The following is a 16,928-nucleotide window of genomic DNA, read 5'->3' as shown; positions in this document are numbered from 1 at the left end:
CACGGGGGCTGTGATGCCCTGTCGCTTGACGATCATGTTTCCGAGCACCCCCCACACGGAATGGGGGTCGGAGCCTCACACGCGATTTTGGGCCGGTTCGGGCTCTCCACGGGTCGGTCCGGCGCTCGTCACGGCCCTCGGGACGCGTCCACGGCCCCGCGATCAGCCGTACGTGTCGCCGGGCCCGCGGCTCCCGCGTACGCGCAGGCCGCCCTCCGGGCGGTGCCCGGCGCCGGGGCCGTGCACCTTGACCCGGGTCACGGTGCCGTCGCCGAGCTCCTCGTTCAGCCGCCTGACCAGGGTGGACGCGAGCAGCCGCACCTGCGTCGCCCAGGCGGTGGAGTCGGCGGCGACCAGCACCTCGCCGTCCTCGAAGCTCTCCGGCCTGGTGTGGGCGGCCAGTTCCGGGCCGACGATCTCCCCCCAGCGGCCGAACACGCCGCCGACCGCGACCGGCTGTTCCCATCCCCGGGCGGCGAGCAGGTCGCGGATCGCCCGCCCGAACGGCAGCGGGTCACCGGAGTCCCGCCGTGGGGCGCCCGCCCCGGAGCGGCGGCGCGGCTCGGCCCGCGGAAGCTGTCCCCGCTTCAGCGCGTCGGCCTTCGCCTGGGCCAGTTTCTCCCGCGCGAGCGCGGCACCCCGCGCGACCGCACCCTGCGGCGACTGTCCACCGGCTGTGGATATCTCATCGGACACGGGACACGCTCCCTTCCATCACGTCGAACCGGGCGCCGGTCAGCTCGGGGGGCACGTCGTCCGGCACCGCCGCCGTGATGAGCACCTGCTCGGCCGGAGCGACGATCTCGGTGAGGCGCCTGCGCCGCTGGCCGTCCAGCTCGGCGAAGACGTCGTCCAGGATCAGCACGGGGTCGCCGCCGTCCGCTCTCAGCAGGTCGTAGGCGGCCAGCCGCAGCGCGAGCGCGAACGACCACGACTCGCCATGGCTCGCGTAGCCACGGGCCGGCAGCTCGCCCAGCCGCAGCAGCAGGTCGTCGCGGTGCGGGCCGACGAGGGTCACGCCTCGTTCCAGCTCCGACTGGCGAGCCTCCGCGAGGCCCGCCCGCAGGTGCTCGGCCAGCAGTTCCCGGTTTGTCCCCAAGGTGGGGATATCTGTGGATAACCCCGATGGCCGGTATTCGAGATCGGCGAGCCCCGACGACGGGGCGAGAGTGGCGTACGCCTTCGCCACGAGGGGGCGCAGCGCGTCCACCAGGCGCAGCCGCGCCGCCAGCAGTTCCGCGCCGTGACGCACGAGGTGGGAGTCCCAGACCTCGAGCGTGCTCATGACGTCACCCGCGCCCGCCGCGGCGAAGGCCACGTCGTCCTCCTGCCTGCGGCCGCCGCGCCGCCGTCCCGCCCGCGACGCCGCGGCCGTACGGAGGAGGGCGTTGCGCTGCTTGAGCACACGCTCGTAGTCGGCCCGCACGCCGGCGAACCTGGGGACACGGGCCACGAGCAGGTCGTCCATGAAACGGCGGCGCTCCGACGGGTCGCCCTTCACCAGCGCGAGGTCCTCCGGGGCGAACAGCACGGTCCGCAGCAGTCCGAGTGCGTCGCGCGGCCGGGGGACGGGCGAGCGGTTCACCCTGGCGCGGTTGGCCCGGCCCGGGTTGATCTCCACCTCGATCAGCGCGCGCCGGTCGTCCCTGACCACCGCCCCGCGCACGATCGCCCGCTGCGCGCCGTGCCGCACGAGCGGCGCGTCGGTGGCCACGCGGTGGCTCGAGTGGGTCGCGAGGTAGCCCAGCGCCTCGACCAGGTTGGTCTTGCCCTGCCCGTTCGGCCCGACGAACGCCGTCGCCCCCGGTTCCAGCACGAGTTCGACCTCCGGGTACGACCGGAAGTCGGTGAGGGACAGGCTCGCCACGTGCACCCCGCCAGGCTAGTGCCGGTGCCCGGCCTTCGTGTCCCGGCCACGACGCACTGTGGACAAGCGGGTGGGTACGGGTCGGTGATCCACAGGCTGTGGAGAACCGGCGCCGTGGGTCAGCGCTCGGTCTCCACCGGCGGGGTGACGTCGGCGCCGGGGGCGTCGGCTCCCTTGCCGCTCTGACCCTCGGTGGAGGCGACCGCGTGCCCGCCGAACTGGTTGCGCAGCGCCGCGACCATCTTCATCGCGGGGGAGTCGGCCTGGCGCGAGGCGAAGCGGGCGTACAGCGCGGCCGTGATGGCCGGCAGGGGCACGGCGTGGTCCACGGCGGCCTGGACCGTCCAGCGGCCCTCCCCGGAGTCCTCCGCGTAGCCCTTGAGCTCGGTGAGGTCGGGGTCCTCCTCCAGCGCCCGCACCAGCAGGTCGAGCAGCCACGACCGGATGACGGTGCCGTGGCGCCAGCTCTTGAACGTCTCGGGGACGTTGGTCACGGCGTCGCTCGCCTCGAGCAGCTCCCAGCCCTCGGCGAAGGCCTGCATCATGCCGTACTCGATGCCGTTGTGGACCATCTTCGCGAAGTGACCGGCGCCCACCCCGCCGGCGTGGACGAAGCCGTCCTCGCCCTCGGGCTTGAGCGTGTCGAAGATCGGCATGAGCCGGCGGACGTGCTCCTCGTCCCCGCCGACCATCAGCGCGTAGCCGTACTCCAGCCCCCAGACGCCGCCGCTGACGCCCACGTCGACGAAGCCGATGCCGCGGGTGGCGAGGTCGGCCGCGTGCCGCTGGTCGTCCAGATAGTGCGAGTTGCCGCCGTCGATGACGACGTCACCCTCCGACAGCAGGTCGCGCAGCTGCTCGATCGTGCTCCGCGTGGGGGCCCCGGCGGGGACCATGACCCAGATCGCGCGCGGCGCCTGAAGCCTCTCCACGAGGTCCTTCAGGCTGCCGACGTCGCTGACCGAGGGATCGCGGTCGTAGCCCACGACCTCGTGGCCGCCGCGCCGCAGCCGCTCGGCCATGTTCCCGCCCATTTTGCCGAGCCCGATCATGCCGATCTGCATCTGAGCCACCCCTCAACCTCTGCGTCGTCCACAGCGTCGTCCACCGAGGCACGCGTACCCATGCATCGGGGGTCCATGCCCGCAGGAGATCGTACGCCCGGGGTGTCAGGGCCGGGTCAGCTGGACAACCGGATGGGCATGATGAGGTAGCGGTAGTCCTCGCTTCCGCCGTCGTCCACAGGCTTGCCCCCGGTGAGGATGGCGGGCTTGGTCGGCGTGGTGAACTGAAGCCGCGCGACGTCGGAGTCGATCGCCCCCAGGCCCTCCAGCAGGAACTGGTGGTTGAAGGCGATGTTGATCTCGTCGCCGTCGAACTCGACCGGCAGCGCCTCCACGGCCTGCGCCTCGTCGCCGCTGCCCGCCTCCAGGACGACCTCTCCGCCGCGGAAGGCCAGCCGTACGGGGGTGTTGCGCTCGGCGACCAGAGCGACGCGCTTGACGGCCTCGACGAACGAGGCTGTGGACAGATCCGCGCGCGCGGAGAACTCGGTGGGCAGCAGCGAGCGGTACTTGGGGAATTCGGGGTCGAGCAGCCGGGTCGTCGTCCGCCGCCCCGAGCTGGAGAACCCGATCATGCCCTCGCCGGTGCCGCCGGCCGAGCTGAGCGCGATCTCGACCTCGGCGCCGCTGCCGCCCAGCGCCTTGGCGGTGTCCGCCAGCGTCCGGCCGGGGATCATCGCCACGGCCTGGAAGCCGGGCTGCTCGGGCTGCCACTTCAGCTCGCGTACGGCGAGGCGGTAGCGGTCGGTGGCGGCGAGGGTCACGGTGTCGCCCTCGATCTCCATCCGCACGCCGGTGAGCATCGGGAGCGTGTCGTCCTTGCCCGCGGCGACGGCGACCTGACCGACCGCCGAGGCGAACACGTCGCTGCCGACCCGTCCGGCGGCCGGGGGCATGGCCGGCAGGGAGGGGTAGTCCTCCACAGGCATGGTGAGAAGTGTGAAGCGTGCGCTGCCACAGGTGACGACGGCCTTGGCTCCGTCCACAACCAGCTCGACCGGCTGTGCGGGAAGCGCGCGGGTGATCTCGGCGAGGAGCTTGCCGGAGACGAGGACCACGCCCGGCTCCCCGGTCTGCACCTCCAGGGTCACCTCGGCGGAGACCTCGTAGTCGAAGCCGGACAGCTTCAGCCTCTGGTCGTCGGTCACCTCGAGCCGCATGCCGGCGAGCACCGGCACCGAGGGACGGGCCGGAAGGCTTCGTGCCGTCCACGCCACGGCCTCGGCGAGCACGTCGCGATCGATCCGGAACATCACGTGGATCAGCCTCCTGGGTGTCGCTGCTTCGTCAAGTCTTCACTCTCCCGCACCTGTGTGCCTCCAGAACCCCTTCTATGGTTCTTGAGTTCTTTAGAGGGAGAGATACAAGTCGTCTCATTAGGCAGTGTGGATATGTGGATGTCGAGCATTTTCGCAGCTCACGGGAGCTGATTCATCCACTGCCGGTGTGGGGGAGAGGTGGACGGACCCCCTGTGGATTGTGGGTGGACCCGCTGTCCCCACACCCGTTCCCCAGGCGGAGGGCCCTCTGTCCACGAGTAATCCACCATGTTTCCACCGGTTGTCCACGGGGTAAAAGGGACAGCCGAGTCGGCTGTGACGAGTACGCACAGGGCGTCCCCAGCTCGTCCACGGGTGTTCCCCAAGTAGTCCCCAGCTTTTCCCCAAAGTTGTCCCCAAGTGGGGACGGCGTGTTGGAGAGCCGGAGAGGGTGTGGGTATCGACGCGGCGGCCGCCGAGGGCCGAATTTTTTGATCCACAGAGTTATCCACAGCTGTGCACTAAGCGTTGCGTGCGCGCTGCTTGATCCGTGTCGTCAACTCGTTGACCTGGTTGTACATCGAGCGCCTCTCGGCCATGAGCGACCGGATCTTACGCTCCGCGTGCATCACGGTGGTGTGGTCGCGCCCGCCGAACTGCTGGCCGATCTTCGGCAGGGACAGGTCGGTCAGCTCACGGGCCAGATACATGGCGATCTGCCGGGCGGTGACGAGGGCCCGCGAGCGTGAGCTTCCGCACAGGTCGTCGAGCGAGACGCCGAAGTACTCGGCGGTCGTGGACATGATGAGGGAGATGGTGATCTCCGGGCTCGCGTCCTCGCTGATGAGGTCCTTGAGGACGATCTCGGCGAGCTGGATGTCCACGGACTGCCGGTTGAGGCTGGCGAACGCGGTGACCCGGATCAGCGCGCCCTCCAGCTCGCGGATGTTCGTCGCGATGCGGCTGGCGATGTACTCCAGCACGTCGGGCGGCGCGGCCAGCCCCTCCTGAATCGCCTTCTTGCGCAGGATCGCGATGCGGGTCTCCAGCTCGGGCGGCTGGACGTCGGTGATCAGGCCCCACTCGAACCGGTTGCGCAGCCGGTCCTCCAGCGTCACGAGCTGCTTGGGCGCCCGGTCGCTGGAGATGACGATCTGCTTGCTGGCGTTGTGGAGGGTGTTGAAGGTGTGGAAGAACTCCTCCTGCGTCTGCTCCTTGCCCTCGAGGAACTGGATGTCGTCGACGAGGAGGATGTCCACAGCGCGGAAACGGGAGCGGAACCCGTCGGCCTTGTGGTCGCGGATGGAGTTGATGAAGTCGTTGGTGAACTCCTCGGAGCTCACGTACCGCACCCGGGCGCCGTCGTACAGGCTCTGCGCGTAGTGGCCGATCGCGTGCAGCAGGTGGGTCTTGCCCAGCCCGGAGTCGCCGTAGATGAACAGTGGGTTGTACGCCTTGGCGGGGGCCTCGGCGACCGCGACGGCGGCGGCGTGCGCGAAGCGGTTGCTGGCGCCGATGACGAAGGTCTCGAAGGTGTACTTGGCGTTCAGCCGGGCCGGCTCGCCGGAGGTGCGGCCGCCCCGGGCGTCCCACCGGTTCTGCCCGGCACCGGGTACGGGGCCGGACACGGGGCCCGGCCCGGGAACCGGCTCGGGCTTGGGCGCGGGGGGCGGCTCGGGGGAGTAGCCGCCGGGCCGCTGCGGGCGGTCCGGCGGGGACATGTGCTGTGGAGGCTGTGGATACTGCTGGGCCTGTGGATAGTGCTGCCCGTGCGGCTCCGCGTCGCGCCGGATCGGGCCGTCCTCGCCTAAGGGGAAGCGGGGAGCCTGCGAGCCGGCCTGTGGATAACCTGTGGACGGCGACTGTGGACGATGGTCCGCCGCCGGTGCGGGGGCGGGGTCGGACGGGGCGGACATCCCGGCGCCGGGATCCACCATCACGGCGATCCGCACGGGCCGGCCGAGCTCCTGCGACAACGCGTGCACGATCAGCGGGCGCAGGCGTACCTCGATGACCTCCTTGGCGAAGTCGTTGGGGGCCGCCAGGAGAATCGTGTCGTTGATGAGGCCGGAGGGCTGCGTCATCTGCAGGAACGCCCGCTGCTGCCCCGAGACGCCCTCGTCGAGCAGGGTCCTGAGCGCCCGAGCCCATACAGCGTTGAGATCGACGCCTTCCATGGCTCGGCCCCTCCTCCCGTTGCGCGGCCCCGCTCGCCCGCCGCGATCCGTGTCGTGTCAGTCCCGTACGCCTCGCGGCACCGGCCCTCGTCCGCATGCCATCCACATATGATCCACATGATGTGCACAGCCCGCGCGTCCTCCCCGGGCACGTTCACGCTGGTGGGGGGAAGAGCCGGACGGCCGACAGTAGCGGTGTGCGCAACCTGCGTTCAAGGCGTTGTCCACAGCCTAATGGGCCATGGTCGCTCGCCGTACTCGCTTGGCGGCACGGGTGCCGGTTTGACCTGACGTACGGTGGACCCGTAACGTGTCCCGGTCGGCTAATCACGCGACGGCTATTTCGCATGCCCGCGCATCTGACGAGCCGTGACCATGGAATGTACCGCGCCCGCGGAACGCCGCGGACGTACTTGACGCCTGGAGCCCACCCGTGAGCAAGCGTACTTACCAGCCGAACAACCGTCGCCGCGCGAAGACCCACGGCTTCCGGCTGCGCATGCGCACCCGGGCCGGCCGCGCCATCCTGGCCGCGCGCCGCCGCAAGGGCCGCGCCGAGCTGACGGTCTGACAACCACACGCCGCCCGCCCGTGCCGAGCGGAGCGGGCGGCCGTACGTCGATCGAGGAAGGCCCGGTGCTGCCGTCCGCGTCCCGCATGCGGCGGGGTGACGAGTTCGCCGACGCGATTCGCCGTGGGCGGCGCGCCGGGCGTCCCACCCTGGTCGCACACCTGAACCTGCGCGACGCCGACGAGCCACCGCTGGTCGGCTTCGTCGTGAGCAAGGCAGTCGGTGGCGCCGTGGTGCGGAACCAGGTCAGGCGCAGGTTGAGACACCTCGTGCGGAACCGCCTGCCGATGCTGCCGAGAGGTAGCCTTCTGGTGGTACGCGCCAATCCACCGGCTGCGTCCGCGCGCAGCGAGCACCTGGCCGCCGAACTCGACGTCGCGCTGAGTCGTTTACTCCGGCGGCGCGGGTCCGATTCCCGGGCCCCGACGGATGGACGGTCATGACAGCGCAGCAACCGACCCCGGCAGTGGTGCCCGGGGAGGCCGGCCGGCCCGCGACCGGGCCGGTCGCTCGCGTGCTGCTCGCGCTCATCAAGTTCTACCGTGCCTTCATCAGCCCGATGCTGGGGCCGAGGTGCCGGTTCGAACCGTCCTGCAGCGCCTACGGGTTGGAAGCCGTCGCCGTTCACGGAGCGGCGCGCGGGGTATGGCTGACCGTCAGGCGCATCGGACGGTGTCACCCGTTCCATCCCGGAGGTTTCGACCCGGTGCCCCCACGCCGAGTCCGGTCTCACGACGAAACGCAAGGGAGCTAGCTCGGTGGAGCTGCCATTCCTGAACTGGCTGTATACGGCTGTGGCTTGGGTGATCACCCACATCCACGCCGGCTACAGCACATTCATCCCCGCCAGCAGCGGTCTCAACTGGGCGCTGACCATCATCACGCTGACCGTGCTGATGCGTTTGTTGATCTTCCCGCTCTTCATGAAGCAGATGCGCTCGTCGCGCAAGATGCAGGAGCTCGCGCCCAAGGTCCAAGAGCTGCGCAAGAAGTACAAGAACGACAAGCAGCGCATGAACCAGGAGGTCATGCGGCTGTACCAGGAGGCCGGCGCCAACCCGCTGGGGGGCTGCCTCCCGATCGTCGCGCAGTTCCCGATCTTCATCTCGATGTTCACCGTGCTGCGGGCCATCGCGGAGGACCGGGCCGTCTTCGGGATGACCGAGGAGCTCGTGGAGAGCGCCCGGCACGCGCACGTCTTCGGCGCTCCGCTGCCGGCGACCTTCTTCACCAGCGCGGCGGACATCGAGAAGTTCAGCGCCGATCCGCTGGTCACGAAGATCGTGCTGGCGCTCTTCGTCGCCGTGAGCTCGCTCACCACCTTCCTCACCGTCCGGCAGAGCGTGAAGCGCTCGATGGCGCAGATGCCGGACAACCCCATGGCGCAGCAGCAGAAGATCCTCATGTACATCTCGCCGCTGTTCGCCGTCTTCAGCCTGAACTTCCAGCTCGGTCTGATCCTCTACTGGGTGACCACCAACCTGTGGACCCTCGGCCAGCAGCACTGGTTCTACAGCCGCCACCCCATGCCGGTGGTGGACGAGAAGGGCAACATCACCACTCCCGAGCCGACGAACGGGATCTTCACCAGGCTGGTGGGGAAGCCCAAGGCGGCGGAGCAGCCCGAGCCGGCACCCGCCCCCAAGATCGTCCGTCAGCAGCCGACGCGCCAGCCTCGCAGCAAGCGCACCGGCAGCAAGAAGTCGTAGGAGAAGGAGAGTCCGGACGTGACCGAAGCTGAGGAGACCCTCAAGCCTGCTCCCGACATCGACGCCCTCGAACAGGAGGGCGAGATCGCGGCGGACTACCTTGAGGGCCTGCTCGACATCGCCGACCTGGACGGCGATATCGACATGGACGTCGAGGGAGACCGTGCCGTCGTGTCGATCGTGGGCATCAAGGGCGATGAGCTCGTGGGTCCCGGCGGAGAGGTGCTGGAGGCGTTGCAGGAGCTGACGCGCCTGGCCGTGCACCGCCAGACGGGGGAGCGTTCGCGGCTCATGCTCGACGTCGGCGGCTATCGGGAGCGGCGCCGGGCCGAGCTCACCAAGGTGGGCGCCGCGGCGGCCGACGACGTCAAGCGCACCGGCGAGCCGAAGGCGCTCAAGCCGATGACGCCCTTCGAGCGCAAGATCGTGCACGACGCCGTCGCGGCGGCGGGCCTGCGCAGCGAGTCCGAGGGCGAAGAGCCCCGCCGCTTCGTGGTGGTCCTGCCCGCCTGACCGCTTTTCACAGTTCCGACGCGGGGAAGCCGCCGGTCCCACATCCGGGACCGGCGGCTTTTCCGTCCCGTACGTGCCTGTGTCCCTTCCCCTCCTGCTCCCCTCCGGTCGGATCCGGGTGGCCGGCGGACGTTCGTATGCACGGCTGGCCGTCGCCGAGGGGGTAAGGACGGTTACCCTTGGCCCAGAGCGTTCATGAATGAGTGAGTGATGACGGAGAGCAACGAGCTGCCCGAGGCGCCCCCGGTGGCGCGAGAGATCTTCACCGGCGAGGCGTTGGAGCGGGCCCGGCTGTTCGCCGAGTTGCTCGCCGGGCCGGGCGTGGTGCGGGGACTGCTGGGGCCGCGTGAGGTGCCCCGCATCTGGGACCGGCACCTGCTGAACTGCGCGGTCGTGGAGGAGGCGGTCCCGCCGGACTCGACCCTCGTCGACATCGGCTCGGGCGCGGGCCTGCCCGGGCTCGTGCTCGCGATCGTCCGCCCCGATGTGACGGTGACCCTGCTGGAGCCGCTGCTGCGCCGGACCGTGTTCCTGTCCGAATGCGTGGAGGCGCTCAAACTCGACAACGTGGAGGTGCTGCGCGGACGGGCGGAGGAACTCGCCCGAAAGCGCGTCTTCGACGTGGCCACGGCCCGTGCGGTCGCGCCGCTCGACCGGCTGCTGGCATGGTCGATGCCGCTGCTGCACGAGGGGGGAGAGCTGCTCGCGATGAAGGGCGAGCGGGCGCAGGAGGAACTGGACGCCGCCCGTCCCCAATTGGAGGCGTTCGGGGTGAGGCACGTCGAGTTGATCACAGTGGGGCACGGTAGGGTCGAGCCGCCCGCGACCCTCGTTCGCGTCGTCGCCGGACGGTCACCGCGAACGGACACGCGGAGGCGACGAAAGAGGTGAGCCGGTGGCGGACGCCGGATCAGGCGGTGTGACAGCGGGCCTGGGTTGGCCGGAGACCCGGCTCCCCCTACGCTGGGAGATCGCGACAGCGGGCCGGTCCTCCGGGGTGGGCTGGCCTCGTCCCTCCGCTTCGCCGGTCGAAAGGACGACGACCGTGTCCCAGACCCCCCTTAGCCCTGGCGATTCGCCGCTGGTACGAGAGGCACTGAGTTCTGTGGTTTCACGTGAAACAGCCGCACCCCCGCAGGCGGCTGCGCCTTCCGTCGGTTACTCGACGCGCGACGAGGGGGCCTGGCCCCGGCCTTCCCGGTGCCGCGTGATGACGGTGGCCAACCAGAAGGGCGGCGTGGGCAAGACCACCACAGCCGTCAACCTGGCGGCCGCGCTGTCCATGCACGATCAGCGCGTCCTCGTGGTCGACCTCGACCCGCAAGGCAACGCGTCCACCGCGTTGGCGACGGAACACCGGTCGGGGATGCCGTCGGTGTATCAGGTCCTCGTGGACGACATGGCACTGTCGCAGATCGTGAAGCCGGTCCCCGACATGCCGAACCTCTACTGCGCTCCCGCCACCCTCGATCTCGCGGGCGCGGAGATCGAGCTGGTTCCGATGGTCGGCCGGGAGACCCGTCTGCGTCGGGCGCTGGCTTCGTTCGACGCGATGGAGTTCGACTACATCCTCATCGACTGCCCGCCGTCGCTGGGGCTGCTGACCGTCAACGCCATGGCGGCGGCGCAGGAAGTGCTGATCCCCATCCAGTGCGAGTACTACGCCCTGGAGGGGCTCACTCAGCTTCTGCAGAACGTGGAACTGGTGCGCGCGCACCTCAACCAGACGTTGTCGGTCACGACCATCCTGCTCACGATGTACGACGGCCGGACCCGCCTCGCTTCTCAGGTGGCCGAGGAGGTGCGATCCCACTTCGGCGACACCGTGCTCGACGCCGTCATCCCCAGGAGTGTCCGTGTCTCCGAGGCCCCTAGCTACGGGCAGTCGGTCATGACGTACGACCCGGGCTCGAGCGGAGCGCTCGCGTACATGGGCGCCGCGCGTGAGATCGCCTACCGTGCGGCGGCCCTCGCCGGCGCCTGACAACGCCACACAGGGCCGCGTACGGGCGGCACCACGGACCCGAAGCATGCCGTTCATCGGGCCGCGCCGCTGCTCCTTCGCTGCGGTCCTCCCTCCCGCCCGCTCAGCTCCTCCCCGGCGACAGGGAGCGTCGGGCGGATTGTGCACAGCTCGATGCGCGAGACTCATGGGGACGCCGCCACAGCGGTACTCTCTCCTGGTGTGTGCGTGCCGGTGCCCAGTGACCCCGAGTCGCTGGGCACCGCCTTCTGTGCGGGTATGAGGGAGCAGCGGTGAGCCAGCAGCGTCGGGGACTGGGCAAGGGTCTTGGGGCTCTGATCCCCACAGGGCCGATCGTCGATCCGGCGTCCGTGGCGAGCGTTTCGCCCGCCGGCCCACCGGCGGCTGGGCCGGGTGTGGACGTGGCGGGCCTGCGTCCCGTGGAGGGCGCCTACTTCCAGGAGATCGAGGTCGACTCCATCTCCCCGAACCCGCGGCAGCCGCGTGAGGTGTTCGACGAGGACCGTCTCGACGAACTCGCGGCATCCATCAAGGAGGTCGGCCTGCTGCAGCCGGTCGTCGTCCGTGCGGTGGAGGGCGGTCGTTTCGAGCTGATCATGGGGGAGCGGAGGTGGCGCGCCTCGCAGATCGCGGGGCTGGACCGCATTCCCGCGATCGTCCGGAGTACTCAGGACGACGAGATGCTCCGTGAGGCGCTCATCGAGAACCTCCAGCGGGAGCAGCTGAACGCACTGGAGGAGGCGGCGGCCTACCAGCAACTCCTGGACGACTTCGGTGCCACCCACGAGGTGCTCGCCGGAAAGGTGGGGCGGTCCCGCTCGCACATCAGCAATACCCTGCGCCTACTGAACCTTCCGCCCGAGGTGCAGCGCCGGCTGGCGGCCGGAATCATCAGCGCCGGGCACGCGCGGGCGCTGCTCGCGCTCAACGACCCCGCCGCCCAGGAGCGGCTGGCGAGCCGGATCGTGGCGGAAGGGCTGTCCGTACGGACCGTCGAGGAGATCGTGGCCCTGGGCGAGGCGACGGCGGGACCGGCTCCGCGGAAGGCCCGGGCGAAGAAGCCGACCGCTCCGGCGCTCCGCGACCTGGCGGACCGGCTCTCTGACCACTTCGAGACCAAGGTGAAGGTCGACCTCGGTAGCCGGAAGGGCCGCATCGTCGTCGAGTTCTCCACGATCGACGACCTGGAGCGGATCATCGACACGATGGCGCCGGATGCCGCCAACGCGATGCGCAGTAGAGGTATCACCGCCGAATAGGGCGCTGCCCCCAGTCTCGCCGGTCGGGGAGCGGAGCCGAAGGGAGCGAGGACCGCAGCGAAGGTCCAGCGGAGCGGACTTCGCGAGGACCGGAGGCTCCTTCCGGCGCAGTGACCACCCCGCCCAGAGCTCGTCGACACCCGAGGGCCACCTGTTTCACGTGAAACACAGGCCTGAGGGCGGCGTGGGTGAGCTGGGTTGCCGGCACCCCCTCGCCCATGTGCTCACGACGCTCATGGGCCGGGGAACGGAGCGGAAGGGAGCGAGGACCGCAGCGAAGGTCCAGCCCGGGCCCTGCGGAAAGTCTGAGCCTGCGAGGGATTTTCGTGGGTGGAGCGGAGCGGACTTCGCGAGGACCGGAGGTTCCTTCCGGCGCAGTGACCATCCCGCGCAGAGCTCGTCCGTACCGCCAGCGTGCCAAGTTTCACGTGAAACACGTGCCCGGAGGCGCTCAAGACGCAAGGTGAACCCGGTTCTCGGCACCCACGGTCAAGGTCAGCGGTAGTGAACGACCCGGCTCAAGGTCGTGGACGTCAATGCCAAGCCGTTCTTCGTGCCCCTCCAGGCGGAATCGCGGCCTGGAGGGGGTGTTTCACGTGAAACGGCGGCGAGATCAGGCTCGGGTGGCGGCGAGCTCGAGGAGTCCTTTGCACAGCGTGCCGAGGTCTCGGCCCGCCGCTTCTGCGGCCATCGGCAGCAGGGACGTCTCCGTCATGCCGGGTGCCACGTTGACCTCGAGGAAGTACGGCTTGCCGGAGCCGTCGACGATGAGGTCGGTGCGGGAGAGGTCGCGCAGGCCGAGGGCGGTGTGCGCGGCGACCGCCATCCCGGCGCATGCCTCGGCGACCTCGGGGGAGAGCCGGGCCGGCGCGAAGAACTCCGTCTGGCCGGCGGTGTAGCGGGCCGCGTAATCGTACACACCCCGATCGGGCACGATTTCCACCGGCGTCAGAGCGACCGGGCCGTCGCCGAGATCCACCACGGAGACCGCGACCTCCACGCCCTGGACGTACCGCTCGATGAGCGCGGTGTCGCCATAGGCGAAGCAGCCGACCATCGCGGCGGGCAGTTCCTCCGCTGTGCGGACGATGGACGCGCCCAGCGCGGAACCGCCGCGGGAGGGCTTGACGAAGAGCGGCAGGCCGAGCCGGTCGATGATGCGGGCGAGCACGGCCGAGGCGCCGAGGTCGTGGAACGTCTCCTTGGGCAGCGCCACGGAGTCGGGCGTGTTCAGCCCCCAGGAACGGACGACCGCCTTCGCCGTGGGCTTGTCGAAGGAGACCCGGCAGGCGTCTGGCGTCGCCCCCACGTACGGCACGTCGAGCAGTTCCAGCACCGACCGGATGGCGCCGTCCTCCCCGGCGCCGCCGTGCAGCGTGACGAACACCGCGTCCGGCGGGTCCGCCAGCACGGCGGGCACGAAGGTGGCGTCTGCGTCGCGCGTCTCCACGTCCACACCGACCGCCCGCAGAACCTCCGCGACGCGGCGTCCGGAACGGATGGAGACCTCACGCTCGTAGGAGAGCCCTCCCGCGAGGACGAGCACGTGGCCCAGATCGCTCATCGCGCCTCACCGCCCATGCGGACGGCGGCACCGGTTCCGGTCCGCGCCCCCCTCCACGGACGCACGGGGGGCGATCCTTGGGTCATCGTTCGCTCGCTCACGAAGAGGGCCTTTCTCGCCTCGAGAAGTCAGTACGGCCAGCCTGAACAGGCTAGTGCCCCGCCCGCGCCGGTGCGTCCCCCGGTACGCCAAGCCATCCCCGGCAGACGTCGCGCACTTCCATCCATAGCGTAGGAGCCGCCCATGAGGTCCCATGGGCGGCTCCGAAATCGCGGGGGCAGCGGCCTACGCGCTCTAGGCGAGATCCGGGCTGGGAGTGTCGACGCCGGCGTGTCCCGGCGCGGAGCCGGTGCCGAACGTGTCCCGCAGCCTGAGCTCCTGCTCGATGACGCCCGCCAGGCGGCGCACGCCCTCCTTGATGCGGTCCGGCTCGGGATAGCAGAACGACAGGCGCATGTTCCGCGAGCCGCCGCCGTCGGAGTAGAAGCCGGTGCCGGGCACGAACGCGACCCGCTCGGCGACCGCACGGGGGAGGATCGCCTTGGAGTTGAGTCCCTCCGGCAGCGTCATCCAGACGAAGAACCCGCCTGCGGGGCGGGTCCAGGTGCATCCGGGCGGCATGAGCACGTCGAGCGCGCCCAGGAGCGCGTCACGCCGCTCGCGGTACAGCTCACGGAACGACTTGATCTGCTCGCGCCACGGCTGGGTGGCGAGATACTGGCCGACGGCGAGCTGGGTGAAGGACGAGTGCGACAGCACCGCCGACTCCATGGCCAGGACCAGCTTGTCGCGTACGGCGTGCGGGGCGAGGGCCCAGCCGACGCGGAAGCCGGGGGCGAGGGTCTTGGAGAACGAGCCGAGGTACACCACACCCTCGGCGTCGTCGGCGCGCAGCGCCCGCATCGGTTCTCCGTCGAACCCGAGCAGGCCGTACGGGTTGTCCTCCACCACGAGGACACCGGCCTTGCGGCAGATCTCCAGCACCTGGCGGCGGCGCACCTCGTTCAGCGTCACACCGGCCGGGTTCTGGAAGTTCGGGATCGTGTAGAGGAACTTGATCCGGTTGCCGGCCGCATGGAGCGCGTAGATGGTCTGGGCGAGGGCTTCGGGGATGAGGCCCTGGTCGTCCATGGCGATGTGCACGACCTTCGCCTGGTAGGCGCTGAACGTCCCGAGCGCCCCGACGTACGAGGGCCCTTCGGCGAGCACGACGTCGCCGGGGTCGATGAAGATCCGGGTGATCAGGTCGAGCGCCTGCTGCGAGCCCACCGTGACGACCACGTCGTCGGCGTTCGCCTCGATGCCCTCCATGCGCATGACCTCGCAGATCTGCTCGCGCAGGGCGGGGTCGCCCTGCCCGGAGCCGTACTGCAGGGCAACGGAGCCGCGCGTGCTGACCAGATCGGCGACGAGCTCGCTGACCAGGTCGAGGGGGAGCGCGTTGACGTACGGCATGCCGCCGGCGAGCGAGACCACCTCGGGCCTCGACGCGACGGCGAAGAGAGCTCGGATCTCGGAGGCGACCATCCCGGCGGCGCGGGCGGCGTACCGGTCGACGTAGGCGTCAATGCGCGACCCGTGGGCCGCGTTAGTCCGACCGTGATCAAGCTCTTGTGCCACGGTCCACCTCCGATCACGTAGCCAGGAAATCCAGAGTACGGTAACGCGCCACGCCCATCACAACTGGGTATTGACCATCAATGGCCCCTTTTCTTGCATTCCTGTCCCACTGGTTTCGGCCCGGCCAACCCCTTTAATGGTCGTGGGCGGCTGTTCGTGGCGCACCCGCTCCTGCCCTTCCGCTGGGTTACGATGCGACCTGGAGACGCCGTTTTCGCGCGCTTTTCTGGCAGGACTCCTGACGGGGATTGGGGCATCACGTGTCGCGTCGGCTGGTCAACGTCACCCTCGACAATCTCGATGACCTGCCGCGCCGGTGCCGGCGGTGTGTGTTCTGGGAGCTCGACCCCGTCAGCGGCGAGCGCGCGGTGGAGGCGGGCGACCCGGGGCTGGAGAAAGAGGCGTGGATCTCCGCGACCCTGCTCGAGTGGGGGAGTTGCGGAAAGATCGCCTACGTCGACGGGGTGGCGGCCGGATTCGTGCTCTACGCTCCGCCGCTGTACGTCCCACGCTCGGTGGCGTTCCCCACGTCTCCGGTCAGCTCCGACGCGGTGCTGCTGATGACCGCGCACATCGTGCCGGAGTTCACCGGCGGGGGCCTGGGCCGGATGCTCGTGCAGGGCGTCGCCAAGGACCTGACCCGCCGCGGCGTACGGGCGATCGAGGCGTTCGGCGACCTGAAGTGGGAGCAGCCGGGCGGCTGCGTGCTGCCCGCGGACTACCTGCTGTCGGTCGGGTTCAAGACCGTCCGCCCGCATCTGCGCTTCCCCCGGCTCCGGCTGGAGCTCAAGACGGCCGTGTCGTGGCGCGAGGACGTCGAGGTGGCGCTGGAGCGCCTGCTGGGCTCGATGTCCCCGGAGAGGGCCCTGCGGCCCGTCTGAGGCGATCTCAGCGGTCCGGGTGGCCTCTGAGGACACAGGAGCCCCCCGCGCGAGGGGCGCGGAGGGCTCTGCTTCCGGTGGTGCCGCCGGCGGCGTCAGATGACGCCGTCGAGTTCGCGCAGCAGCATGGCCTTCGGCTTGGCGCCGATGATCTGCTTGACGACCTCGCCACCCTTGTAGACGTTCATCGTCGGGATCTGGAGCACGCCGTAGTCCCGCGGCGTGACCGGGTTCTCGTCGATGTTCAGCTTGACGATGGTCAGCTTGTCGGCGTGCTCGGTGGCGATCTCCTCGAGGATCGGCCCGACCTGACGGCACGGACCGCACCACTCGGCCCAGAAGTCGACCAGAACCGGCTTGTCGCTCTTGAGGACCTCGGCCTCGAAGCTCGCGTCCGTCACGCTCTTGATCGCGCCCACGGTATCTCTCCCCTTGCGTGAGTGGTGTGGCGGTGCAGACA

The 16,928-nt window shown here is 69.9% G+C and carries 17 protein-coding genes; 9 read left to right on the top strand and 8 right to left on the bottom strand.

All coding sequences use genetic code 11. The features are described from left to right. Positions 1–162: 162 nt before the first annotated feature. The 5 genes from AAH991_RS02005 to dnaA form a co-directional block, all read right to left on the bottom strand. Complete coding sequence (locus AAH991_RS02005) at positions 163–696, bottom strand: DciA family protein (protein WP_346223735.1); 534 nt, start codon at positions 694–696, stop codon at positions 163–165. Next, positions 686–1,873, bottom strand: a complete 1,188-nt coding sequence (gene recF, locus AAH991_RS02000; RefSeq protein ID WP_346223734.1) for a DNA replication/repair protein RecF — start codon at positions 1,871–1,873, stop codon at positions 686–688. Before recF ends, AAH991_RS02005 begins: the two co-directional genes overlap by 11 nt. A gap of 113 nt (positions 1,874–1,986) precedes the next feature. Next, positions 1,987–2,931, bottom strand: coding sequence for a phosphogluconate dehydrogenase (NAD(+)-dependent, decarboxylating) (gene gnd, locus AAH991_RS01995; RefSeq protein ID WP_346224076.1), 945 nt, complete (start codon positions 2,929–2,931; stop codon positions 1,987–1,989). A gap of 116 nt (positions 2,932–3,047) precedes the next feature. Continuing rightward, positions 3,048–4,187, bottom strand: coding sequence for a DNA polymerase III subunit beta (gene dnaN / locus AAH991_RS01990; RefSeq protein WP_169983596.1), 1,140 nt, complete (start codon positions 4,185–4,187; stop codon positions 3,048–3,050). Between the two features lie 524 nt (positions 4,188–4,711). After that, complete coding sequence (gene dnaA, locus AAH991_RS01985; RefSeq protein WP_346223733.1) at positions 4,712–6,367, bottom strand: chromosomal replication initiator protein DnaA; 1,656 nt, start codon at positions 6,365–6,367, stop codon at positions 4,712–4,714. Positions 6,368–6,800: 433 nt separating this feature from the next. Here dnaA and rpmH point away from each other — a divergent pair, with 433 nt between their 5' ends. The 8 genes from rpmH (at position 6,801) to AAH991_RS01945 (ending at position 12,403) form a co-directional block, all read left to right on the top strand. Continuing rightward, a complete protein-coding gene (rpmH, locus tag AAH991_RS01980; protein WP_015772801.1) occupies positions 6,801–6,938 on the top strand; it encodes a 50S ribosomal protein L34 in 138 nt (45 codons plus the stop codon). 65 nt (positions 6,939–7,003) lie between these two features. Then, complete coding sequence (gene rnpA / locus AAH991_RS01975; protein ID WP_346223732.1) at positions 7,004–7,381, top strand: ribonuclease P protein component; 378 nt, start codon at positions 7,004–7,006, stop codon at positions 7,379–7,381. Beyond that, entirely contained in the window at positions 7,378–7,692 is a 315-nt protein-coding gene (gene yidD, locus AAH991_RS01970; protein ID WP_346223731.1) for a membrane protein insertion efficiency factor YidD, read from the top strand. Before rnpA ends, yidD begins: the two co-directional genes overlap by 4 nt. 4 nt (positions 7,693–7,696) lie before the next feature. Beyond that, positions 7,697–8,647, top strand: coding sequence for a membrane protein insertase YidC (gene yidC / locus AAH991_RS01965; RefSeq protein WP_346223730.1), 951 nt, complete (start codon positions 7,697–7,699; stop codon positions 8,645–8,647). An 18-nt stretch (positions 8,648–8,665) separates the two neighbouring features. After that, positions 8,666–9,160, top strand: coding sequence for a Jag family protein (locus tag AAH991_RS01960; protein WP_346223729.1), 495 nt, complete (start codon positions 8,666–8,668; stop codon positions 9,158–9,160). Positions 9,161–9,370: 210 nt separating this feature from the next. Continuing rightward, entirely contained in the window at positions 9,371–10,051 is a 681-nt protein-coding gene (gene rsmG / locus AAH991_RS01955) for a 16S rRNA (guanine(527)-N(7))-methyltransferase RsmG (protein WP_346223728.1), read from the top strand. A gap of 319 nt (positions 10,052–10,370) precedes the next feature. After that, positions 10,371–11,144 (top strand): ParA family protein, encoded by a 774-nt coding sequence (locus AAH991_RS01950; RefSeq protein ID WP_346223727.1) that lies wholly within the window; start codon positions 10,371–10,373, stop codon positions 11,142–11,144. Between the two features lie 272 nt (positions 11,145–11,416). Next, on the top strand, positions 11,417–12,403 hold the full coding sequence (locus tag AAH991_RS01945) for a ParB/RepB/Spo0J family partition protein (protein WP_346223726.1): 987 nt from the start codon (positions 11,417–11,419) through the stop codon (positions 12,401–12,403). Positions 12,404–13,016: 613 nt separating this feature from the next. On the opposite strand, the gene AAH991_RS01940 is transcribed toward AAH991_RS01945, so the two are convergent. After that, positions 13,017–13,967 carry a D-alanine--D-alanine ligase family protein gene (locus AAH991_RS01940; RefSeq protein ID WP_346223725.1) on the bottom strand — a complete coding sequence of 317 codons (951 nt, stop codon included), beginning with the start codon at positions 13,965–13,967 and terminating at the stop codon, positions 13,017–13,019. A 294-nt stretch (positions 13,968–14,261) separates the two neighbouring features. Then, complete coding sequence (locus AAH991_RS01935) at positions 14,262–15,494, bottom strand: aminotransferase-like domain-containing protein (protein WP_346224075.1); 1,233 nt, start codon at positions 15,492–15,494, stop codon at positions 14,262–14,264. 353 nt (positions 15,495–15,847) lie between these two features. On the opposite strand from AAH991_RS01935, the gene AAH991_RS01930 reads away from it, so the two are divergent. Continuing rightward, entirely contained in the window at positions 15,848–16,468 is a 621-nt protein-coding gene (locus AAH991_RS01930; protein WP_142573380.1) for a GNAT family N-acetyltransferase, read from the top strand. A gap of 95 nt (positions 16,469–16,563) precedes the next feature. On the opposite strand, the gene trxA is transcribed toward AAH991_RS01930, so the two are convergent. After that, positions 16,564–16,887, bottom strand: coding sequence for a thioredoxin (trxA, locus tag AAH991_RS01925; protein WP_310741774.1), 324 nt, complete (start codon positions 16,885–16,887; stop codon positions 16,564–16,566). Positions 16,888–16,928: the final 41 nt, after the last annotated feature.

The sequence above is a fragment of the Microbispora sp. ZYX-F-249 genome (assembly GCF_039649665.1).
In the GTDB taxonomy this organism is placed as follows: domain Bacteria; phylum Actinomycetota; class Actinomycetes; order Streptosporangiales; family Streptosporangiaceae; genus Microbispora; species Microbispora maris.
The sequence above is the reverse complement of the archived record's forward strand: the minus strand, read 5'-3'. Positions and strand labels throughout refer to the sequence as shown.

Excerpts from the sequence above, each read along its gene's own strand:
- gnd (WP_346224076.1), bottom strand. The coding sequence starts at position 2,931 with ATGCAGATCGGCATGATCGGGCTCGGCAAAATGGGCGGGAACATGGCC.
- dnaA (WP_346223733.1), bottom strand. The coding sequence starts at position 6,367 with ATGGAAGGCGTCGATCTCAACGCTGTATGGGCTCGGGCGCTCAGGACC.
- yidD (WP_346223731.1), top strand. The coding sequence starts at position 7,378 with ATGACAGCGCAGCAACCGACCCCGGCAGTGGTGCCCGGGGAGGCCGGC.
- rsmG (WP_346223728.1), top strand. The coding sequence starts at position 9,371 with ATGACGGAGAGCAACGAGCTGCCCGAGGCGCCCCCGGTGGCGCGAGAG.
- AAH991_RS01950 (WP_346223727.1), top strand. The coding sequence starts at position 10,371 with ATGACGGTGGCCAACCAGAAGGGCGGCGTGGGCAAGACCACCACAGCC.
- AAH991_RS01940 (WP_346223725.1), bottom strand. The coding sequence starts at position 13,967 with ATGAGCGATCTGGGCCACGTGCTCGTCCTCGCGGGAGGGCTCTCCTAC.
- AAH991_RS01935 (WP_346224075.1), bottom strand. The coding sequence starts at position 15,494 with ATGGTCGCCTCCGAGATCCGAGCTCTCTTCGCCGTCGCGTCGAGGCCC.